Source organism: Paenibacillus sp. J22TS3, from assembly GCF_018403205.1.
GTDB lineage: Bacteria > Bacillota > Bacilli > Paenibacillales > Paenibacillaceae > Fontibacillus > Fontibacillus tuaregi.
Genome location: NZ_BOSF01000006.1, coordinates 207,207 through 228,988 on the forward strand (window position 1 = coordinate 207,207; position 21,782 = coordinate 228,988).

Here is a 21,782-nt window from a genome sequence, read left to right on the forward strand (position 1 = left end):
CTTACTTAACGGAGGAATTTTTGATGTCTCAAGCCCTTGTTACTGAGCCGCAGCCGTCCGCCAAATCGGTTTGGGCCAACCGTATCTATGCCAAAATGTTTACGGCTTACGCCATCTCCTCGTTCGGCGAATGGTTTGATGCTTTTGCGATTGAGGTTCTGGTCGCCTACCGCTGGCAGGCGGACCCCTTAATGATCGCGCTGATTCCAGTGATGATGGCCCTTCCGGGCATCCTTCTCGGATCGCTAGCTGGGGTCGTCGCGGACCGCTGGAAAAAGGTCAACCTGATGCTGTTCACCGATGCTGCCGAGACTGTCCTGACGGTCCTGCTGCTGTTTGCTCCCGGCATGTCCTGGCTGCTGCCGCTTCTGGCGCTGCGTGCCGCCATGGGCGTATTCCGCGTCCCGTCACATCAGGCGCTGACACGCCAGGTGGTCCGTGAAGACCAGCTTTTGAAGGCGACTTCCTACAATGGCCTCGTCAACCAATTTTCCAAAATCGCCGGCCCGCTGCTGGGGGCAGTCGTCCTGACCGTGCTTTCCCCGCAGCTGTGCATTCTAGTGAACGCTGTGACCCGCCTGATATCCTGTCTGCTTCTGTTTACGCTGCGCCGTATTGAGGAGAATCTTACGGCTCCACAGGCAGCAGTCGGTTCGGATGAGGGTGCCGGTCCGGAGCACAGACTCAGCTTCATGGAACAATGGAAGATGGGCTGGGCGGTGCTGCTGCAGCGCCGGATTCTGCTGAGCACGCTGATCGTGAATATGACCGTTATCCTGGTTATTCTTATGATTGATTTTCAGTTTCCCACGCTTTACAGGGAAATTGCACCGGATAACGAATCCCTGCTGGGGTGGATGGTCGCTTCCACCGGAGTGGGTGCCGCAGCCACCATTATGATTTTGAACCGCCGGAACCGGATCAGTTATGGCACTGGGATCGGAGGTGGCATTGTCCTGATAGGGATTGCCATCGGCGCAATGGGGCTGCTGAGTCCCGGCTCCCCGGAGATCTGGAGCCTTGTGCTGGGTTTTGTGATCGGGATCGGCAACGGTCTATTTATGGTAACCAACAATTACGTGCTGCAAAAAGAAACGCCGGAAGACATGACTGGCCGGATTTTCGGAATCCAGAACATGATGTCCAGCACGATCATGATCGCGGCTCCATTGACCGGTGGTTTACTGATCAGAGGATTCGGCGTGGAAGTAGTGTTCTTTGTTCTCGGTCTCCTCGTTCTGCTCTTTGGTCTTGTCTGTCTTCTTCTGCAGCGAGTTCTTTGGCCGTCTGGCACCAAGAAATGCGCTCATGAAGAACCTCTGCAGCAGGTATCCGGGTAGACGTGCTTTCTTGAAGCGAACAGCTCGTTCAAGAACTTAGCTGTACTTGTCCTATGGGTGGAGAGTCTTGCAGCGGGCAAGGAATCGGTGCCGCCATTAGAGCGGCATTCGGGGCTGCCTAGGACAGTAAGAACAAGGGATAGGAATATGAATAAAGCGTGACCCCAGTATGATTGAGGTCACGCTAATACACTCCTCTAACAGCAGTAAGGTGAAATATAACAACCTGACGCTGTTAGAGGAGTGCTTTTATATAGAGCATTCGTTAAGCAAACGGGTAATCCATAACGACAATCCCTTCAACAAGTGGTCCAATGGATTGCAAAAAATCTTGATGCAGAGGGTGCTGAATATAATTTCGGCAAGCCTGCTGATTTTCAAAAGTGACTCTAATCCCTAGCGTGAAGCCCTGCATGTGCTCTGTTTCCTCTGTCATGTTAATCCCGGCGCTAAGATCTACGATACCCGGAATGTTCTCTTTAAAGTCCTGCGCGCGATTCACTGCATTTTCTTTCTCCGTATCGGAAGCCTCGGGCTTGAACTTCAAAAGCACAATATGCTCAAACATCTTTCTTCCTCCCTGTCTTATGTTTATACTTGATTTTCCAGCTGTTTCATCTGGGAAATTTCCTTCATCCATTTCACGAAATTTTCAGCTACGAGGTCAAGGTACTTAATGGTAGGCTCATCTGTCAGCTCACCCGACTCATTAAACTTCTCATGAACAAGGCCGATGTACACTTCATTTCCCGGCAGTAGCGGTGAGGAAATGCCGGATGCAAACAGAATGTCGCGCAGATGGCCCTGCGCTTTTACCGATCCCAACAATCCCATGGAGGACCCTACAATCCATGAGGGCTTCCCGATCATGACCTGGTTGACCCGGGATAACCAGTCAATCGCATTTGCCATCACCCCGGGAATGGTCGAATTATATTCCGGAGTGACCCATAAAACTGCGTCGGCAGCAGTGACTTTGTCCTTAAAGTCGATAACTGGCTGCGGCGGAGCAGACTCTATATCCTGATCGTAGAAAGGTAGATCCCGAATATTTAATACATCCAACTGAAACAGGTGCTTATAACGGTTTTGAATATAATAGGCTAACTTTAAGTTAAAGGATTCTTTGCGAAAGCTTCCGACAATTGCAGCTACTTTCATTTTCATCACCTCAGTCATATTGGTTAGAATGGATATGAACAGGCTTTAGCCGATCACCATTGTCTCATCCATTCTTGCTATTCTCCCTAAGGAGAACATAGACTAGTGTATATGGACCTGACGAGGCTAGGAAGAGATCTGGTTATCGTAGGATTGCGAATCCTATGTTCATCAATAGATAGGAGGCATGGGGATCATGTCGAACAGATTGGACCGTTATGAGGAATTGTCCCGCTTTTTACGCATGCGCCGGGAACGAATGACTCCTGAGGAAGCGGGACTGCCGGAGAACGGGCGTAGACGGACACCGGGGCTTCGCCGCAGCGAGGTGGCTTATCTTGCAGACGTGGGGTTGGATTGGTATACCTACCTGGAACAAGGGCGCCATATCAACGTATCCGCTGAGGTTCTTGATCGAATTGCAGAAGTGCTTCGGCTTGATGAACCGGAACGCAGGCATTTGTATTATCTCGCCCGTAAGCAAATCCCCTTGATCGAAACAAAGCAAACCTCTGAGGTAACACCTGAGCTTCAACGCTTTTTGGACAGCCAAAATTTGTCCCCGTCAAATGTCATGGATGCACGGATGAACATTATTGCTTGGAATGATGCTTATTGCGCGCTGAATGGGGATCTCGCGGCTATGTCTGAAAGGGAGAGGAATTTTGTGTGGATGACGTTTACTTCTCCCCGTTTTCGTTACATCAAAGGGGATCAATGGGAACTGCATGCTAGGCGGATCGCCGCAAAATTTCATGCTGAATATGCCAGGCACGCTGACGACCCTTGGTGGTCTGGGCAGTTCGAGGCGTTGTGCCAAGCTAGCAGCGAGTTTCAGGAATATTGGGATTCTCAGGAGGTTCTTGATGCCATCGATGCACCAAAAGCGCTGCAGTGTCCGAATCTCGGGATTTTGAATTTTGATTTTGTTTCATTTCAGGTTTTGAACGATACAAGTTTGACCGTTTCCCTTCATGTTCCCCATCAAGACGGCACGGTGGAAAAAATGCAGCAGCTGGTAAGTGATTATCAGACCGGGAACTTGGAACCTTTTGGATCTTTCCAAGGAGTTTAGGGTGCTAAATAGGACAAGAAGCCAGGGTGGGCTCTAATATTTGGCTGTCCAATTATTCAAGGAGACCAAGTTCTTCATATACTTTGGATGAGATGACTCCGTTCTGCACAAGCTTGTGATCCTTTTGGAACTTTTTGAGGGCTATGGTTGTATCCGAGCGAAATTTGCCATTACAAATACCGGTAAAATATCCGGCACTTTTCAGTCGGGATTGCACTAATTGAACGTCTGCGCCGACGTCTCCCTCCGCAAGTGTTCTTGCATCCTGCAAGGGATCACCCAGGACATGACCATAGATCGTGACTTTTGTTCCGACAGGAACCATATCGAATAATTCCATGATGTCACGGTTACGCATACGTATGCATCCGTGACTGAGGTGTTGTCCAATGGAATAAGGCTTGTTCGTGCCGTGTATGCCATAGGTTCCCCAAGGAACATTCAGACCCAGCCAGCGTGGCCCGAACGCAGCACCCCAGTCCTTGCCTTTGTATACGATCTGGTATTCTCCAATGGGGGTTGGAGTTGATGGATTTCCGACTGCGATCGTATATTTTTTAATTGTGCGGTCTTTCATCCTTACAACCAAACGGTGGTTAGAAGGATAAACCTCGATAGCGAAATCCCCCTGATCTGCCACGATAGGCAGGGAGGGATCGGGAAATGAGTTTTTATTTTCAAAGGGGTTAAGTGTGAGCAATAATACAAACATATAAAAACGGAGCATTTTCCACAGCCCCCCTTTTCGTTAGTTTTGGCTATTTTATAACGATTAAGGGCATTTTATACGTGGGTATACGTCCGATAAGTATGTCAAAAAGGAGCAGCATGCCATGAGGCAACTGCTCTTTTTCGTGGTTTTCTTTTATTGACGAGCAATGGTTGTTGTAGCTAAACATATCTGTATGTTTGGGAGAGGTGTAAAGAAAGCTGGGTTAACTGAGCTGGTCCACTTTTTCTCAGGAAAATATAACCTTTTAGGGATCTCATCCATCTAATCTTATGGAGGGATCTATCGTCCTTCCAGAGTTCAACGGAAAGGAGGTATTTCTATGGCAATTAGCGCCGTTGTTGATGGAAAATTTACACCTGAATTTGCCGCGTATACGAAATTGACAATTGTGAATCGGGTACAGAATGAAGAGAGGGGAATCCCGACTCGTTCGTCCCAATCTATGAGTTTTGAGCAGTTTATGAGCGCGATGGAGAGAAATCAAGTGCTTCACGCTAATCTGGCCCGCCGCACACCGTCTGAGGAAGTGGACTATAATAGAATCTACGAGCAGCAAAATGGGGCGAGCCTATTCGCGCGCCAACGTTATGAAGCGATACAAAAAGCCTATCATTTAGGCTTGGTGGATCTGAATGGGGTTCTTAACTTTAATTAATTTACAGCTTACGTCGTTTTCGTCTAGTAACTGGAGCCGCAGAGTCCTTATATAAGGAGCTGCGGCTTTTCGCATGATTCCTTCCAACTCCCGCCCAGTTGACTTGAATTTAAAGGTATACTAAAATGGCACTAAGTAAACTTATAGTTTACTTAGTGTACTTAGAGTTACTGAGGAGGTGTTGGTTATAGGTACGAAAGAACGGAAAGATAGAGAGAAACTGGTTCGCAGGAATGAAATTATCGATGCGGCGGAGAGAATCATTTTTAGCAAAGGATATCATTCAGCCACGATGGACGATATTTCTAAAGAAGCAGAGTTCAGCAAAAGAACGGTTTACGTTTATTTCAACAGTAAGGAACAGATTTATTTTGAAATTATGACCCGGGGCTACAAGCTGCTGGATCAGATGCTGCTCCCACATACGACAACCAGCAGCGAATCAGCTTTGCAGCAGCTGCGGCAAATTGCCAGCACTCTGTATGAATACAGCAACAAGTATCCGGCGTACTTCGATGCCATTATGGAATATGAGAACGGGGAGATGGATTTCGACCAGAGTGTCCCAGAGGATTCCAGGGAGGAGTGCTATCGGCTGGGAGAGCGGATTCTCGGTTATTTGACCGGCATACTTCAAGATGGCAAGAAACAAGGTGTGATCCGTGCTGATATCGATCCAGTGAATACAGCTCTCGTTCTGTGGGCCTGTGTGCTTGGTGTCTTTAGAACCGCGAAGAAGAAGCGTCGCTATATCAAGACTTACCACCAGGCAGACCCGGAACAGCTTGTATCCGGTGCTTTTGATCTGTTGATCCGGTCTATTGAGCGATAGATCCAGAGGAAGTGAGAATGATTAATAAAGCGGTGAACAATAAAATGTTAATGATCTTGATTATAATTCTGTCCGTGGCTGCCATCTGTATGGCTGTCCTGTTTATTACAAGTGGGATTTTTGCCCCATCCCGATATTTGGAGCCCTGGAACAAAAGCTATTCCAAGCAATTCGGCGACCCAAGGGTCAAGCTTGTCTCTCATGGCATCTTGGCTGCCAACGGACACAATATGCAACCATGGAAGGTGGTCCTTGATCCGAAGGATCACATGGTCTTCCGGCTGTATGCTGATGCGAAGCGTTTAACCCCTGAAGTAGACCCCTTCGCGCGTCAGACGATGGTCTCCCAAGGGACTTTTCTGGAGTACATAAGGATCGCGGGGGCCGAGCTTGGATATAAGACTACCATTGCCCTATTCCCAGAAGGGGAATATGATGAGCGGGACCTGAAGGCAAGCATGAGCGCCAAGCCCGTTGCCAAAATCACACTGGCGAAAGCTCCGCCGCAGGAGAATCCGCTGTACCCGTTCATGTACCTGCCTGACACGAACCGGGAGCCGTACGAGGCCACCCCGTTATCACCAGGGCAGGCGGATGCTCTGCAGAGGGCCCGGCAAGAAGCAGGCGTTGCTCTGCATATTTTCCAGGATTCAAGTAACGTAGAGCGCTTAGGACAATACGCTGTAACAGGAGCAGCGATTGAGGCCGGTGTACACCGGATTAACGAGGAATCCCGCCGGATATTCCGGGGGAATGAATATGAGAAGAACCGATACCGTTATGGTTTTTCCCTGGAAGGACAGGGAACGACAGGTTTTATGAAGCACATGATGCAGGGCTTGATTACGATATTCCCTTTTCTTAATAATGAGCAGGCCTCTTCGGATATGATAATCAGATCCACCCAAGCCGCTGCCGGGCATACTCCAGCCTATGCCATGATCCTTACCGAAGGCAACAGCCGAACCCAGCAGGTTCTTGCTGGAATGCTCTACAGTCGTCTAATTCTAAGTGCACACAGTCTCGGCCTCGTCATGCAGCCGGTCAGTCAAGTGCTGGAGGAATACCCGGAGATGGAGCGGCAGTACTACAGCATCCACCGGGATTACGCTGCCCGTGGGGGCACGATCCAGATGCTTGTGCGTGTGGGCGCACCCACCAAATCAGCCGCACCAACGATGCGGAGGGATGCTCTAGACTTCCTTACCCAGTGACCATTCCCAGTCTTTTTGTTGAGCCATATAACTTTTGCGAGTACACATCCATCTAATCTTATAGAGGGCCCTCAGAGAGAAGAAGTACTAACCATTAGGAGGAACTATAAGATGAAAACCATATATAAAGTGATGACTACCGCTGTACTGACTGGAGCTCTTGTGGGAGGTGGCGTGTGGGGTGCGGCGCAAGCTGCGCCAGCTCAAAAATCCACGGCCAAAACTGCTCCCGCCTCTGTCAACACGAACAAGGCTGGGGTTAAGAGTGTCAGCCACCAGAATATTTCACTTGGAATTTCCAAGGTAACATATGACGGCAACGTGGTGCTTCTTGAAGTGCAAAGGGATGGAAAAGGACTCATTGGCGGTATCACCGATTCGAAGTGGGATGATCAGAAGGACGAGCGCATCCTGGAAAAGGGCGCAATTTCAACAATTGAGTTGTTTATTAACGGAGTATCGGTAAATACGTATGGCGGCAGCAATCTGTGGGAGCGGCCAAGCTTAAGCTGGGAAGCCGGTTCCACAAAGGACAAGGTGCTGATCAGTATGGCGGATGCCACCTGGCTTGGAGAGAAAGCCAGCCTTAAAGCGCTGCCCGATCAGTTCAAGCTTACAGCGAAGATTAAGCTGGAGGGTGTGAACGAGTTATATACCCTGGACATTCCGGTGCAAAAAGAGGCCGGAAGTGCCCTGAAGCTAAGCCCGAATCTGACCAAAAAGTCAGGCGACCTCTCCATGACACTCAAGAAAGCCAGCGTAACCTCTCAATCAACACGCCTACAGTTGATCGTAAAGGGGCAGGAAGCGAACTCGACTATCCTGTATGATTTCTATGATGATCAAGGCAAGCGGCTCGACACGATCTCCGGCGGAAGAGGCACCGATGAGAACGGAGCTAAGGGAGTGATGTACAACGACTTCCTTCTGAATACGCAAGGAAAAGCCCTGAAATCCATTACGGTCAAGCCGTTCAAGCCAGTCTTTGCTGAGCCGGGGGCCACGAGTGGGCAGTTCAAGGTAGATGACAAGGGTGATGTGGTGAAAGAGTATATCCAAGACCTGGAGATGAATCTGAAGATAAAATAAGCAACTAAATGAACATCCCGCTGCGAGGGGATTCCGCAGCGGGATGTTTTGGGTCTTTTAAATGAACTGCTGCAGTTGATTCATGTAGAAGGAAAGCTCGCTTTCAGCTTCGAGATCGCGTATCAGAGCCCGCAGCAGGAAGCTCCTCGGCTGCTCTTTGGCGAGTTCGTCCTTCAGCATGGAGGCAACCTCAAGCAGTTCTTTTTTTCTCTGATTCGGTGCTGCTATATCAGGAATGATGGACAAGACCATATCTATAAGGGCCTCACTCCGAACTTTTAAAGAGATATACAGCCTCTTAAGATCAACTTGGAGATATTCCGTCATAAGGTTGTCTGTCAGTATGGGGGTGGACGAACGGGCTTGCAGACCCTGCATAAGATCGTCCATCCTTTCGGCAATAAACAAAGCGAGCTGTTTCTTCTTCATCGGTTTATGGCCAAACAGTAAATGAAAGGTATACTCCCGTATCAAACCGCTCAGCATAGCGGTCATATCCCATTTCCAATCCTCGATAACCGGCCCGTAGTGGCGGCTCAGAATGTCGCCGTAATACAGGAACATGTTTCTGCGGATCTGATTAATGACGGTTTCGATCCTTTCATTATTGACGGGTGGAAGCTCATTGTGATCCCTTGATATATAGTATCCGTGCTCGACATAGAAATCGAACTGATATGCGATTTCCTCCAAGAAGGTGTCTCTTGGAGCCAGCTGCATTCTCCTGATCCGATCCACAGCCTCAACCATCGCCTGTTGGCGTTTCTCCAATATATTAATGTACAGTTCCTCTTTCGAGCTAAAATGCTTGTACAGAGAGCCTTTGGCGATGCTGCAATCATCGGCGATATCCTGGATGGACGTGGACTGATACCCCTTCTCGGCGAAGAGGCGGATGGCGGATTGTAGAATCTTTTCCTTCAGCATACTCATGTATTGCTGCCTCCTTTGAAAATCGTATCTATCATACAGCTTTTTGCCACAGCCATCCACCATAAACATATCGTCTTCTAAGATGAGTACTATTTTCCGCTGGCGGTCTGAGTCAGATGAATTTCCGGGTATTTCTTGGACAGGTCTGACATGGATATAGCGCTGCCGCCCTTCACATATCGATCAAAGAAAGCCAAGCTTACCTCATTGACGATGTGATGAACCTCCCGCGGCTTCTCGCCTTTCTCTTGCAGAAGAGGGGAGAACAGATGGAAGTCCGTATAGCTCATATGGGAGGTATGTGGAATAGTCATAGAATACCCTCCGCCTTTTAAGGCATTAGTCCTGCGTTTCACCGTCTCATTCCACGAGTTTTCATACGATTCCCGGCTTCTTCCACTCTTGGCGACAGCTTGGTCCAGCGAGCTTTCAAACACGGCTCTATCGATGCTCTTGGCCCCACTCATCTGCAAATAAGGCTTACCCAAGCCTGTCTCCGGCATCGGCTCCCCATATAGCGTCCCGTCCATATTAAGAGCAGCCTGGATGCGGGAATCCTTCATCAGCATTTGTGCCGCCGTTGCCCCCCCGAAAGAGTGCCCGAACATACCGATACGGCCCAGATCAAGGCGGCCGGTAAACCGTCCTGATGTATCCTTCTTATTCAAAAGCTCAAGTTGATCCAGCACAAAAGACACATCGCCTGTCCATAACGGCATATGTCCGTCAAGCTGATCGAAGCCCGTCAGGTTGTTTGGTTTCAGCAGGACTTCCCTTCCATCGGGATAGACTGTCGCCGCTGCGTCATAAGCATGGTCGATGCCCACCACGATATATCCATGGCTGACGAGCTCCTCGACCTGGAACGTATTCTGATTGCGGAAGCCCGTCATGCCGTGGGAAAAGATCAACACTGGATAGCGCTTCTCGGCATTGGACAGAACGGCATCGTCATAAGCATGCGTTTTGACCAGGCCCAAGTGGCTAAGCGTCCATGCCGGAAAAGATAGTGCGTTCTCGAGGCCTTTCGTAACTGCTCCCACATGGCGGCTATAAGGCTCAGTCGGTCCAGCGGTAGCTGGGCTGGCAGGGTACCAGATCTGGACCATCAGCTCGCGGCGGGCCTTCGGATCGGACGAATATTCATCGGCCCGCTGTGAATCAACCCAGTGATATACCGTGGTTCCCACTGGATAGGAGCCGGTCGGCTTCTCAAAGGTGAACACGGGCAAAAGCACAGGCAGTGCAGTCATCAGTGCGGCATAGATCAGGAATAGAACAGACCCCAGGGAGGCAGCTCCAATTCTCCGGCTGCGTTTGGTTCCTTCCGGCTTCCCCCATAGAATGCAGGCGGCCAGCACGACTGCCCCCACATAGGCGGGGATCATCTGCCATCTGCAGCCTTCGACCGTCACTTGTACAATTCCCGCAGCACCGAGAAGAGGGGCTGCGTACATCCGCAGGCTTCGAATCAGCCTGGGTCTCCATATGAACATGAATGATAAACCTACAATAAGCAAAATAAGAACGAACTCCCACAATCTCAAACAAAAAACCTCCTAAATATTCTCTGTAACTTTATAAGTTTGCCTTCAAATTAATGCATTGTAAAGCAGGTAGAGATGGAGCGCGAAACAGATATATACTGCCCAGGCCGCTTTGTATTTCATCTTGTACAGTGCCAGCCCCAGGATCATCAAGACTGGAAACAGGAACAAGCCGAGATATTTATTGACGAATCGGTCCGCTTGTCCCCCATTAAAGTGAATGGGAATGTTCATGGGACATAACCCGACTGCGATAAGTGACAGCAATAAGGACAGGACAAGGATCAAGACCAGTGTATTGGAATGAAATAGCCACTTGATCATGGGGCTTCCTCCTATAAATCAGTGATGAAGTTACGCGCGAGCGGATTCTTGAACCTCAGGTTTGGGCTTGCGGATAAAAAAGCTCAGCACAAGTCCCGCGCAAGCAACACATGCAGCAAGGAGAAAGGTATCTCCAAAGGCGGCTATCCCGGATTCCAGCGGATTTATCTTTGCGCCAACACTATGCATTTGTGTAGTCATCCGGGACCCCAGGTAGCCGGTAAACCCTGCGATGGCAAATGAAACCACCACCTGCTGCAAAGCGCTGGTAAGCGGAGTGACCCTGCTCACCAGATGGCGCGGAGTCGCATTTAATACATGCGTATTCAAAGACATCATGGACAGCCCCATGCCGGAGCCGAGCAGAAATAAGATGACCATCAGAATCGCAAGTGGCGTGTCGGACTTCAGGCAAGACATAGCGAACAACCCGCCGGTGATGAGTGTCATTCCGGCGATAAGTGGCGGGCGTGCCCCTACTTTATCGAAGAGACGGCCGGCCAAAGGCATAAAGATCATGGATCCTGCCGCCTGTGGCAGCAGGATCAGCCCTGTGGACAGCGGCGAGTAATGCTTGACCTGCTGGAGCAGGAGCGGGAACAGCAGCACGGTGCCGAACAAAGCGGCCTGCATAATCCAGGATGTCACAATGCCGCGTGTGAAATCGGAGGATCGGAATACCCTCAGCTCAAGCAGAGGCTGCTTCTTCCACAGACAGGAAAGCACGAACAAGATGAGTGCGGCTCCCCCAGCGATCAAGCCGGTTAGGGTCCGGGTTGAAGTCCAGCTTACGCCCCCTTCGCTAACGCCAAAGGTAATCAAGGCAAAGGCAAGGGGGCCCAGAATTATGCCTGTAATATCCAGGGACGGAGCCTCGTGTCCTTGGAACGAGGGCAGATGTTTTTTTCCAATCCATATGCCTAAGATGCCGATGGGAAGGTTGATCAGAAATATCCACGACCAATTCACATATTCCACCAGCCAACCGGAGAGTACTGGCCCCAGTGCTGGCGCAAGCAGCATAGGAATGCCGAACATTCCGATAATGGAGCCCCGCCGATCGGCAGGAGCAATACGATAGACCATGGCCATTCCAATAGGGGATACCATACCGCCTCCCAGACCCTGCAGAATCCGGAAAAAAATCAGCTGCTCCGGAGTTTGGGCGAATGCGCATAGAACCGATCCAATGGTGAACAGGCCAATCGAAACCAGGAATACCCGCTTTGAGCCAAATTTATCTGACATCCAGCCGGCCAGGGGAATTACGGCGGACAGTGAGAGTGTATAGGCGGTTACAGACCATTGAATCGTATGGAGCGAACTATGGAAGTAATCAACCAGCGTGGGAATCGCGACATTAACGACAGTGCTGTCCAGAATGACCATGAAGGTCCCAATAATGACAGCAAAAAGCGGGGCCATGACATCCTTCATAGAGAATGGCTTGTCTTCATCGTTGTTGGGTGCTGCAAGAGCGATAGACATGTTGTTGCAACCTACTTTCTTAGAAAATATGAACACAAATGACCAATTAGTTCTTGAAAAAACCATATGGTCATTTTAGAATACATCATAACTAGGCCGCTCCCGTGTGTCAATGATTCAACTTGTTTGTTTAACCCGGGAAGTCTTTCGGATTATCGGTTTGCACCGAAATATAACATTTCAGGCTGCCAAACCATCTAATCCATAGAGGGCCCTTCTAAAGGAGATGAACGCAACAGTGTGGACGATGGAACTTGAAGTCAAGAAAGCGCAGCGGGGAGACCTGGATGCATTTGTCCGGATTATACGGGAATTGGAGCCCCGGCTGTACAGCTTGGCAAAGTCCATTCTTAGACGTGATGAAGACTGTGCAGACGCTATGCAGGAAGCAACACTTAAAGCATATAAGTCGCTGACCTCATTGAAAAAACCGGAATTTTTCAGAACCTGGATCATCCGGATACTCATTAATGAATGCAATCAATTGCTGCGGAACCGGCAGCGTACCGTAGTTATGGACGAGCTTCCAGAGGCGTCTGGCGAAGCTGGTGCTTATTATCAGGACTATCAAAAGATAGATCTTGAGGAGGCGGTCAACCGGTTGGACGAAAACCTGCGGATCGTCATCCACTTATTTTATTATCAGGATCTGCCGATTAAACAAATTTCCGAGGTATTGGGTATTTCGGAAGGCGCTGTAAGGGCCAGGCTGCACCGGGCACGAGGCATCCTGGCGGACTGGGTGAAGAAGAGAAAGGAGGGCGGTTTGTCCTATGAGTCTATTTGAAATGGAGAGGGAGCTGCGGGAATCAGCCAAGGCTCAGCAGAAAACCCCGGTTCCTGATATTATCCGCAAGCGGCAGGATCAGGTCTATGCTTCTTTAGCTGAGCTTGCCCAGCCTGCCGGACAGAGAACCCGAAAGCTGGTACAAAGACCAGGAAGGGTCGCAGCGGCCGTTACGGCAGCAGCGCTGATCGCCATCCTAGGCAGCGGATTCGTATCCCACGCGATGGCTCAGGCATTCAAGCAACTCCCTGTGGTTGGGGGAATCTTCAAGCTTGCGGATGAATTAGGATTGCGGACGGCCGGGGATCAGGGGCTTGTCGCGGTTTCCAATGCTTTTGATACCCATGAGGGGGTTACCTTGAATATTCGTGAGGTAGTGTTTGACGGAACCCTGTTGTCGTTTCCTGTTGAGCGGGAAGGCGGAAATTTCCAGGCGGGAATTACCGGATCGAAGGATACATCTAGTGATAACTCACAGGAGTCAAGGAATAAGGCAGGAGCTATCCAAGATGTGGACCTGCTCGTGAACGGTGTTTCCACAGCGGATTATCCAGGAGGATACAGGCCGGAGATCCAGTGGGGGCCGTCCTCTAATCCGGATGCAGCGTTGTTTCAAGTGTTAAACAACAGTGATCTGTCTAATGCGAATTCGGCACATCTGCCTGATGAATTTGATCTAACGGTAAAGATCGCTTTGAAGGGCATCAAGGAGCCGTATGTCATTTCGCTCCCTGTCCACAAAAATTCCAATCGGGTCACAGTACAATCCGGAGATACGAAGCATTTGAACGGGCTGGATGTAACTCTTGAACAGATAGAGTTCTCCCCAATCTCGACCATTCTCAGAATGAAGATTCATGCCGATCATGAACTTACTGCAGCGGAGAAGAACAGTCTGTTCTTTGAGGTTGAAGGGAATCACGGAGAGAAAGCACATCTTATCGGAGGTAAAGGTATCTATCCGGACCGAAAGACAGAGACCGTGGAACTGGTGCTGGACCGCTTCAAGGAGGCGCCGGATTCAATTGCGATAAGGCCGTTTAAAACGGTACTCGAAGACTCTTCGGCTTCTTCGGGCAAGTTCGCAATTGACAAGAACGGAGAGATTCTGAAACAATACATCGATGGATTGAATATCAAGGTTCCGGTGGACCGTTCACGAATTGAGAAGTTATACAACCCATAAACGTGTGGAATGGAGATGAAGCAGAGTGATTTTAGAGCTGCACACTAACAGATTAATGCTGAGAAAGATGGAGCTATCAGACTCAGCGCATTTATTCGAAATTTGGTCTGATCCTGAAGTAACCAGGTTCATGAACATTGAACCTTTCACGAATGAAGCTCAGGCCAAGCAGATGATTGCACTGCTTGACAACCTGGCTAAGGAGAACCAGGCGATCCGTTATTCTATCATCGAGTCCGAATCGAATACAATTATTGGATCTTGCGGCTTCAATGCCTTGGACTTTGAGAATGCTAAAGCCGAAATCGGCTATGACCTTCATAAAGATTATTGGGGCAAGGGTTATATCCCGGAGGCTCTATCATGCCTAATCGAATATGCTTTCCATGGCCTGAGCCTTCATAGAATGGAGGCCAAAGTCGAACCTGAGAATGTCAACTCGATTAAGGTGCTTAAGAAATTGCATTTTACTTATGAAGGAACCCTAAGACAGTCGGAGAAATCCAAAGGGAAGTTCATCGATCTCAATCTCTATTCGTTGTTGGCTACGGATTGAAGCAGAACTTGGGCTCCATTCATTCAGAGGGTGATTGTACGGAGCCTTTGTTAATTCACTTTTTTATATTTCTTGTATGCTAGTGGTGTCATATTCATCGACTTTCGAAACTGATCAATGAAATAACTTGTGCTGTTAAAGCCTACTTGATAAGCAACATCTGTGACACTAGATTCGGATTGCTGCAGTAGAATTAAGCTCTTTTGAATTCGGTAATCGGTTACGTAGTTTAAGGGTGTTTTCTTCAAAATTCGTTTAAAATATCTACAGCATTCGGAACGGCTCAGCTGACCGGCACGTGCAATATCGTCCAGGAGAACCTTCTCGGCGTAATGTGCGTGTATCCAATTTAGCATTTGTTTCATTCGATGGTTCTTTAACACTTCCGCTTGCTCGTACTCTAATTTAACCCCATTGATTATTAAGTTTTTCCAAATTAACGATAACTGAGTGCTTACGTCGATTTCATAGTAGGGTGGCTTTTGCTGTATCAATTGATTGATCTTTACAATAGCCTCTAAAATGTTTATCTCCCAGTTGTCCTCTGCGCCTAAGTGTAAGAAGGGGAAATTGGTCGCTTTAATATAGGGATTCACATAGGTTGTATAAAGCTCTTGTGATAAAACAAAATGTGGAGAAACATTTAGACAAATATAAACACAGCCCGAATCACCTTTATCTATGGCCATGTGCAGGCAGCCGCTGTTTATGAACAGTCCCTCGCCTTCTCGAACCGTGAGTTTTTCTTCATTGATTTGAAAGATGGCTTCTCCTTTTACAACTTGAACAAATTGAATTTCATCATGCCAGTGAAGGGGGATATATCCACTAATATTATGGTTAATCCTTGTTTCGTAACACGCAACCGGTAACACAACTGTGCGGTGTTCTGTTAATTCTTTTAAACTTTGGTCAATCATAAAATCTCTGATTTGCATAATGCTACCTCAATATTTTTATACTTTTTGATTCGATTCAAGTATCGGTTCGTGGTTGTTCCACTTAATATTACAATATCACAACACGATATTTATATTTAAGGTGGAGAAATCAATCATGAACAGAGGAAAAGGTTTATTTCTTGTTATTACAGGAGCGATATTTTGGGGGATTGGGGGTACGGTTGCAAAGAAGCTTTTTCAACAATACTCAATTGATGTAAATTGGCTTGTAACAACCCGGTTACTCATTGCAGGTATATTACTCTTAACGGTTCAATTCTTTGGCAAGGACCGCTCCCAAATCCTTGGGGTCTGGAAAAATAGAAGATCAGCCGTTCAATTGTTGATTTTTGGATTGATCGGTATGCTTGGGGTTCAATACACCTACATGGTCTCCATAAAAAGTGGCAATGCTGCGGTGGCAACGCTGTTACAATATTTGGCACCTGTCATGATTATTATTTACTTAATATTAAGCAAGAAATCTGTTCTAACAAGAAAAGATGTATTAACTGTGTTGCTTGTTTTAATTGGCTGCTTTTTGTTATTAACCAACGGCTCTTTCTCTCAGCTGTCTGTGCCGTTACTTGCAATCATATGGGGAATACTCTCTGGCGCTGCATTGGCATTTTACACTTTATATGCCGTCCGCTTATTAAAGCAATATGATTCACTTGTCATTGTTGGCTGGGCTATGATTATCGGTGGTTCTGCATTAAGTTTTATTCATCCGCCTTGGCAAATGGACTTTAATAGCTTAACGCTAGAAGCGTATTTATTATTAGTTTTTGTTATTATTTTTGGCACGATGATTGCATTTTGGTTCTATATAGAAAGCTTACAGAGCCTTTCACCTCAAGAATCAAGCCTTTTAGGAAGCGTAGAACCGCTAGCTGCCGTTATAACAACAGTCTTTTGGTTAAAAGTATTCTTTGGAATTTTCCAATGGATAGGTACCGCTTGTATCATTGTAATGATTTTATTATTGGCTTTGAATAAAGACTCTTCTTCAAGGACTAACCAACTTTCTAACAATGAATAGCTCATCAGCTGGTCGGAGATAGAAGTTTTATTGCCTAATCTAAAAAGCTGGAGCCACACGAAGATTACCAGAAGCATCAAACATCACTGATATCGAATTTCAGGTAAATTCGTTCAACTAAATCTTTGCTGGCCCCTTATCCAGCCCTCATTTTACTGTTAGAATTTACATTAGGCATTCCATATGCTGGAACAAACCTCTAAGATTCACGTAATAAACTTTAAGAAGTTTAACGTTCATTTATTTATGAGGAGCTGGAGTAAGATGGGGTTATTTGATAAGATCCGCGAGAGCTTTACCGGGCAGAAGAAGTGCCCGATCGAACATCTTGAGAGTTACAAAAGATTGGGTGAACAGGTCTACGAGCTTCATGTTGAGCTAGCAGGCTGTACATCCCCGCTTGCCTTGGCCTATATGCAGGCCGCCCGAAGCAAACAGATGATGGCGGATGCTATGCTGGGGGACGCCCTGTCCGGCCCGGAAGGGGCGCGGAAGGCGATTCCCGTGATTACTCATGACCAGGCGGACATCTGGTATGGGGCGATCCCGGATCTTATCATAGCTTCAAGACAGGAAGCAGCCTTCCCGGGCTCCAGCCGTGTACTGCTGCCGATCCGGCTGGGTGGGCAGCTGGAAGGGCCGAGTCCCTGTCCAGTTGAACACTTAGCAGGTCTGCGCCGTGCCGCAGCTGTGATGGAGGAGTTGGTCGCTGATGAGGTCGAGGCGGTGCGTAAAGAGAAGGACCGCTTCAAGAATGTAATCCTCCTGTATGAAGAGGCCCGTACCCGCAAGCAGTCCGGTGATGCAATTGTGGGCATTATCTCTGGCGGCAGGCGGGTATCCGTGGAAAGCCATGAAGATGCCGAGAAGCAGTATTGGATGGCTCTATCCAACTATATTGTGATCGCTCAGGGACTGAAAGCCCCGGAAATTATTCAGGATACTCCTATAGAAAATTACCGCACCTGCAAGCTCGATTCCAATGATATCTGGAAGGTGACCTCCAAGAGGGCGATTCCAGAAATCCGCCGGGCCGGTGAATGGGAGCAGGCAGTTGAGGATTTAACCGAGCATTGGCAGGGTTGTGTGATTACGGAGATCGAAAGAGAATATGAAACAACCGTGGAAGATCTGCTCAGCAAAGGGCTCATCCAGGAGACCTCATACTGGTACTGCTGTCCGTTTCCTTCTGTCTACCAAGTCGGGGCGCACTCCGTCAAGATTCTTGGGCGGGTCATTCCGAGCGGTCATCACTTTGTATACGAGTATGGTGATGATGGAGCCCCTGGGGAATTTCTGACCAGTCCTTCCTTCGAGAAGGCGTATGAACGTCAGTATTGCGAAGATTAATATAGTTGAAGGCGGGTAGCGGCATGGAAGTGTTTAGGCATCTTAAGGGTCTTTTCTCCAATCAAAAGTCAGAGGACAGCCCAGAGGAGATGAGTCTCAGGTATATTGAGGCGGTCCAGGAACAACTGCGGGAGCTGGACATTCACGTAAGCCGTTGGGAGTCCGAGCTGTTAACGCTGACGGAGCGCCAGAAAAGGCTTGCTCTTGAACGGGGACTGGCGAGGCAGCAGGCGGAGCTGGCCGTGCAGCAGGACAATCTGGAACTGGCACGCAGGCTTCTGGGCGAGGCACACGAGAGTGAGCGGAGAATACAGGAAGCGGCCGAGGAGGCTGTGTCTCTCAAAGGCCGCTTGGATGGGCTGAAGGCACGGTATGCACGTGCGAACCAGGAGTTGAGAGCCGCGAAGGAGAAGCGCGATGAGCTCATCTCCCGTTCAAGGGCGGCGCTGACCCAACTGAACACGAATCGGACCATGTCCGAGGACCGTGACTTCGTAACAGCGGTAGACCGCATCAAAGACAGGGCGATTTGGGCCGAGGCTGAGCGGGAAGCGAAGATGGGGCGCCAGTCGACAATCGACGAAGAGATCGAGCTTATGTTGAAGAACAAGGAGAAGGAAGAGAGCAAGGAAGAGGGCAAGGAGCAGAAGTAGTGAAGGTTTGGTGTTAGCCTCAAATGCCTGAGGCAATTATCCCGGTAGAACTAGGTGGTTCCTGGTTCCTGGTTCCTAGGAACGCTAGGCCTCCTTAGCCTCCTTCTAACACTAAAAGATAATTCATATTATCCAGAGATAACCACGATGGGAAGCTGCATCTATCCAGAAGTCATTTAAATACAAATAGTACTTTTAAGATAAAGTCATAAAACAAAGTGAGAGGCCGTTCGGCAGGAACGGTCTCTTTATCTTTTGTAAGATTACCTTTCCAAATTCCAAATCCTCAATCCAAAATCCAAAGAGTCAAAATCTCAGGCCCTCTGATCTCAGCTCCTCCAAGATCAATCTCACCTCAGACAAAAGAAGGTTTCTTAAGCGAGCAGTTCATCGCCACATTCCGCAGCTCGGGAGCGAACGCGCTAAGCTGAATAATGAAATAACACGTTTCCGGAAAATGGTGCTCCAGAAACCGTAGGGTTGTTTTATTCAGCACCTCCGAGTTTTGATAACGGGACACCACCATGCTGATGAAGCTGTTCATCTCCAGCACCGTGACCCCCACTTCATGAGCCATGAGCTGCTGCCGCCGGATTCCGGGCGGGGAGAACCGCAGATAGCCTTTCATCTGATGATTCTGAACTATGAAGCTCTCAAACTTAGCCGAGTATAGGTCGATGCGCTGGATGATCTCCTGCTCGATAGGATCAAGGGAGTTCCGCAGCAGAATCGCATGGCCTAGCTGATCATCCAGCCACAGATCAAGCAGTTGTACAAGGGATAGGGGAGGTGCGGTTTGGCCTTGCATATAATAAGACAGCAGGCGAAGATACTCCTGGTTCTCATTTAGGGTACCGTTAAAGTAGGTGGGCGACAGGCTGACTTGAACCGCATTATTAATCCGTTGGCTCTGAAGGTTTCCTTCCAGGTCGTAATAACCTTTGGCGACCGGCCAAGCCTCCTTGGCAAAAGCGATCATCCGCTCGGATGTGACATCCTCGTCCTTCGGAATTTCATTCAGCCTGTCGATCAAGCCTCCAAAGGACCTGATGTAGTGCTCGGCCGCTGAAATCCACTGCTGCTCGTAAGGGGCTAGATAATCAAACACAAATATAGCATGGTCTTGTAGAATGGGAAGCCAGAAGGCATGCTCCTCCCACACGGTAATGGGTCTATTCACGGTCAAATTGATTCACTCCGATCCGGCAGTATCCTGCTTATGATGAATCCGTCTAAAATATATGCGGCCCCATCCGAATAAAGAACGTCCGGTTTCCCAAGATTCACCTTTACACCGCACTATAGTACTTGCTATAATGACCATGAATTTTATAACGGAGATTAACCGGAGGAGCCTGCCAACAGCGGGCTCCTTTTGTCTTCTTTTGTATCGGTGCAGACCCGCTGTGACCTGGCTCCAAAGCGGCAGGCTTGAACTGCCGCAGACTTGGTTATGATAAAATATACCGTTCCTTGCCAATCGCTTTCCGTTTGCAAGCAGGGAACAAGGGGGCTCTCATATGCATATGTTCAATGAAATTTTCATCCAGCTTCTTATTCTGCTGGCTATTTCCATGTTCGTTATTGCCATTGCGAAGAAGATTAATATTCCCTATTCGATTGCTCTCGTGATCGTGGGTCTTCTGCTTGGGATGACACATATTCCCGTGCTGGAAGAGGCGGAGACTTACGTGACGCAGTCTCACATTTTCCAGGCGATCATTATTTCGCTGTTTCTGCCCATTCTCTTAGGAGACGCTACGCTGAAGCTGCCGTTCCCCCACCTTAGAGAACAGAGCAAGCCTGTGTTGGCGCTTGCGTTTGGAGGCACGCTGCTCTCTTTTCTAATTATCGCGCTATCCAGCTATTATCTGCTGGGCCTGCCCCTGATAGTAGCTTTCACCTTCGCTTCCCTGATGAGTGCGACCGATCCGATCAGTGTCATCTCGATCTTCAAGTCACTGGGAGTGCCGAAGTCCGTTGTCACCATTATCGAAGGGGAATCTCTGTTCAATGACGGGATTGCGGTGGTGCTGTTCCAGATTTCCTCAGTATACCTGCTTTCTTACATGGAGATGGGGTGGGCTGGTCTCGGAAGCGGCCTGCTGCTCTTTTTGAAGTTCTCACTCGGTGGCATCGCGGTGGGAGCCATCCTGGGGTATCTGTTCTCCCAGCTCATCCGGTTCTATGACGACTATCCGCTCGAGATCGGATTCTCCATGCTGCTGTTCTTTGGAAGCTACTTCATCGCCGAGCATTTTCATGTATCCGGGGTTATCGCTGTGGTGGTCAGCGGGCTTATCTTTGGCAGCTATGGCGCGAGAATTGGCATGTCGGAGACGACTGAGACCAATATCAACTCCTTTTGGGATGTCGTGACCTTGATTGCTAACTCCCTGATCTTCCTGATGATTGGTCTGGAGATCAAGAATATAAATTTCTCGGACAAATGGGGCATGATCGCTCTTGCGATCCTGATCGTACTTGTGGGAAGAACCTTGGCGTTGTACACAAGTGTCTCTATGATGAAGAGCTTCCCCAGAGCCTGGAAATCGGTGCTTAACTGGGGCGGTCTGAAGGGCAGCTTGTCTATCGCATTGGCCCTGAGCTTGCCTCCGGGCTTTGAGGGACGAGACAGCATTCTGGTGCTAACCTTCAGTGTGGTCTTATTCTCCTTGCTTGTGCAGGGTCTAACGATCAAGCCGCTGGTCCTGAAGCTTGGTCTTGGAGGTCCGAAACAAGAAGCTGCGCAGGATTAACCTTTACAACTTCAAGCTGCCCTTGTTATAATTACGGGGACTTAAATATCGGAGATCACCGGAGGAGCCTGCCAACAGCGGGCTCTTTTTGTCTTTTTTCGGTATAGGAGAGCTCAA

At 48.6% G+C, this 21,782-nt stretch carries 22 protein-coding genes; 13 read left to right on the top strand and 9 right to left on the bottom strand.

Translation table 11 applies throughout. The features are described from left to right. Positions 1-23: 23 nt before the first annotated feature. Positions 24-1,340, top strand: a complete 1,317-nt coding sequence (locus tag KJS63_RS19285) for an MFS transporter (RefSeq protein ID WP_213620617.1) — start codon at positions 24-26, stop codon at positions 1,338-1,340. Between the two features lie 265 nt (positions 1,341-1,605). On the opposite strand, the gene KJS63_RS19290 is transcribed toward KJS63_RS19285, so the two are convergent. Beyond that, positions 1,606-1,908 (bottom strand): Dabb family protein, encoded by a 303-nt coding sequence (locus tag KJS63_RS19290; RefSeq protein WP_213620618.1) that lies wholly within the window; start codon positions 1,906-1,908, stop codon positions 1,606-1,608. A gap of 23 nt (positions 1,909-1,931) precedes the next feature. Then, positions 1,932-2,501 carry an NADPH-dependent FMN reductase gene (locus KJS63_RS19295; protein WP_213620619.1) on the bottom strand — a complete coding sequence of 190 codons (570 nt, stop codon included), beginning with the start codon at positions 2,499-2,501 and terminating at the stop codon, positions 1,932-1,934. Between the two features lie 196 nt (positions 2,502-2,697). Here KJS63_RS19295 and KJS63_RS19300 point away from each other — a divergent pair, with 196 nt between their 5' ends. Further along, entirely contained in the window at positions 2,698-3,576 is an 879-nt protein-coding gene (locus KJS63_RS19300) for a helix-turn-helix transcriptional regulator (RefSeq protein ID WP_213620620.1), read from the top strand. Positions 3,577-3,628: 52 nt separating this feature from the next. On the opposite strand, the gene KJS63_RS19305 is transcribed toward KJS63_RS19300, so the two are convergent. Beyond that, positions 3,629-4,288: a L,D-transpeptidase family protein gene (locus KJS63_RS19305; RefSeq protein ID WP_244862691.1), complete on the bottom strand. Its 660-nt coding sequence runs from the start codon at positions 4,286-4,288 to the stop codon at positions 3,629-3,631. Between the two features lie 340 nt (positions 4,289-4,628). Here KJS63_RS19305 and KJS63_RS19310 point away from each other — a divergent pair, with 340 nt between their 5' ends. The 4 genes from KJS63_RS19310 to KJS63_RS19325 all read left to right on the top strand — a co-directional run bounded on the left by KJS63_RS19310 (position 4,629) and on the right by KJS63_RS19325 (position 8,099). Beyond that, positions 4,629-4,964: a hypothetical protein gene (locus KJS63_RS19310; protein ID WP_068614031.1), complete on the top strand. Its 336-nt coding sequence runs from the start codon at positions 4,629-4,631 to the stop codon at positions 4,962-4,964. Positions 4,965-5,145: 181 nt separating this feature from the next. After that, entirely contained in the window at positions 5,146-5,796 is a 651-nt protein-coding gene (locus KJS63_RS19315; RefSeq protein ID WP_244862684.1) for a TetR/AcrR family transcriptional regulator, read from the top strand. 17 nt (positions 5,797-5,813) lie between these two features. Continuing rightward, positions 5,814-7,010: an Acg family FMN-binding oxidoreductase gene (locus tag KJS63_RS19320; protein ID WP_213620622.1), complete on the top strand. Its 1,197-nt coding sequence runs from the start codon at positions 5,814-5,816 to the stop codon at positions 7,008-7,010. A gap of 111 nt (positions 7,011-7,121) precedes the next feature. Continuing rightward, complete coding sequence (locus KJS63_RS19325) at positions 7,122-8,099, top strand: DUF5643 domain-containing protein (RefSeq protein ID WP_213620623.1); 978 nt, start codon at positions 7,122-7,124, stop codon at positions 8,097-8,099. A gap of 57 nt (positions 8,100-8,156) precedes the next feature. Here the strand turns inward: KJS63_RS19325 and KJS63_RS19330 are convergent, their stop codons facing one another. The 4 genes from KJS63_RS19330 to KJS63_RS19345 all read right to left on the bottom strand — a co-directional run bounded on the left by KJS63_RS19330 (position 8,157) and on the right by KJS63_RS19345 (position 12,391). Beyond that, complete coding sequence (locus tag KJS63_RS19330; RefSeq protein ID WP_213620624.1) at positions 8,157-9,032, bottom strand: TetR/AcrR family transcriptional regulator; 876 nt, start codon at positions 9,030-9,032, stop codon at positions 8,157-8,159. Positions 9,033-9,121: 89 nt separating this feature from the next. After that, on the bottom strand, positions 9,122-10,579 hold the full coding sequence (locus tag KJS63_RS19335; protein WP_213620625.1) for an alpha/beta hydrolase family protein: 1,458 nt from the start codon (positions 10,577-10,579) through the stop codon (positions 9,122-9,124). Between the two features lie 45 nt (positions 10,580-10,624). After that, positions 10,625-10,903, bottom strand: coding sequence for a DUF1648 domain-containing protein (locus KJS63_RS19340; protein ID WP_213620626.1), 279 nt, complete (start codon positions 10,901-10,903; stop codon positions 10,625-10,627). A 30-nt stretch (positions 10,904-10,933) separates the two neighbouring features. After that, a complete protein-coding gene (locus KJS63_RS19345) occupies positions 10,934-12,391 on the bottom strand; it encodes an MDR family MFS transporter (RefSeq protein ID WP_213620627.1) in 1,458 nt (485 codons plus the stop codon). Positions 12,392-12,638: 247 nt separating this feature from the next. Between KJS63_RS19345 and KJS63_RS19350 the strand changes: the two genes are divergently transcribed. Genes KJS63_RS19350 through KJS63_RS19360 form a run of 3 tightly spaced genes read left to right on the top strand, consistent with a single transcriptional unit; the run spans position 12,639 to position 14,920 of the window. After that, a complete protein-coding gene (locus KJS63_RS19350) occupies positions 12,639-13,178 on the top strand; it encodes a sigma-70 family RNA polymerase sigma factor (protein WP_213620718.1) in 540 nt (179 codons plus the stop codon). Next, complete coding sequence (locus KJS63_RS19355; protein ID WP_213620628.1) at positions 13,165-14,364, top strand: DUF4179 domain-containing protein; 1,200 nt, start codon at positions 13,165-13,167, stop codon at positions 14,362-14,364. The genes KJS63_RS19350 and KJS63_RS19355 overlap by 14 nt, the downstream gene beginning before the upstream one ends. Positions 14,365-14,389: 25 nt before the next feature. Then, a complete protein-coding gene (locus KJS63_RS19360) occupies positions 14,390-14,920 on the top strand; it encodes a GNAT family N-acetyltransferase (RefSeq protein ID WP_213620629.1) in 531 nt (176 codons plus the stop codon). Positions 14,921-14,970: 50 nt separating this feature from the next. On the opposite strand, the gene KJS63_RS19365 is transcribed toward KJS63_RS19360, so the two are convergent. Further along, positions 14,971-15,858, bottom strand: coding sequence for an AraC family transcriptional regulator (locus KJS63_RS19365; protein WP_213620630.1), 888 nt, complete (start codon positions 15,856-15,858; stop codon positions 14,971-14,973). Between the two features lie 118 nt (positions 15,859-15,976). Here KJS63_RS19365 and KJS63_RS19370 point away from each other — a divergent pair, with 118 nt between their 5' ends. The 3 genes from KJS63_RS19370 to KJS63_RS19380 all read left to right on the top strand — a co-directional run bounded on the left by KJS63_RS19370 (position 15,977) and on the right by KJS63_RS19380 (position 18,906). Then, positions 15,977-16,903 (top strand): EamA family transporter, encoded by a 927-nt coding sequence (locus tag KJS63_RS19370; protein ID WP_213620631.1) that lies wholly within the window; start codon positions 15,977-15,979, stop codon positions 16,901-16,903. Between the two features lie 264 nt (positions 16,904-17,167). After that, the gene (locus KJS63_RS19375) at positions 17,168-18,253 is read left to right on the top strand and encodes a hypothetical protein (RefSeq protein WP_213620632.1); all 1,086 of its coding nucleotides are present in this window, start codon (positions 17,168-17,170) and stop codon (positions 18,251-18,253) included. Between the two features lie 23 nt (positions 18,254-18,276). Next, positions 18,277-18,906: a PspA/IM30 family protein gene (locus tag KJS63_RS19380; protein ID WP_213620633.1), complete on the top strand. Its 630-nt coding sequence runs from the start codon at positions 18,277-18,279 to the stop codon at positions 18,904-18,906. Between the two features lie 355 nt (positions 18,907-19,261). Here KJS63_RS19380 and KJS63_RS19385 read toward each other — a convergent pair whose 3' ends face one another. Further along, positions 19,262-20,086 carry a DUF2935 domain-containing protein gene (locus KJS63_RS19385; protein WP_213620719.1) on the bottom strand — a complete coding sequence of 275 codons (825 nt, stop codon included), beginning with the start codon at positions 20,084-20,086 and terminating at the stop codon, positions 19,262-19,264. A 340-nt stretch (positions 20,087-20,426) separates the two neighbouring features. Here KJS63_RS19385 and KJS63_RS19390 point away from each other — a divergent pair, with 340 nt between their 5' ends. Continuing rightward, positions 20,427-21,665 (top strand): cation:proton antiporter, encoded by a 1,239-nt coding sequence (locus tag KJS63_RS19390; RefSeq protein WP_213620634.1) that lies wholly within the window; start codon positions 20,427-20,429, stop codon positions 21,663-21,665. The last annotated feature ends 117 nt before the right edge of the window (positions 21,666-21,782 follow it).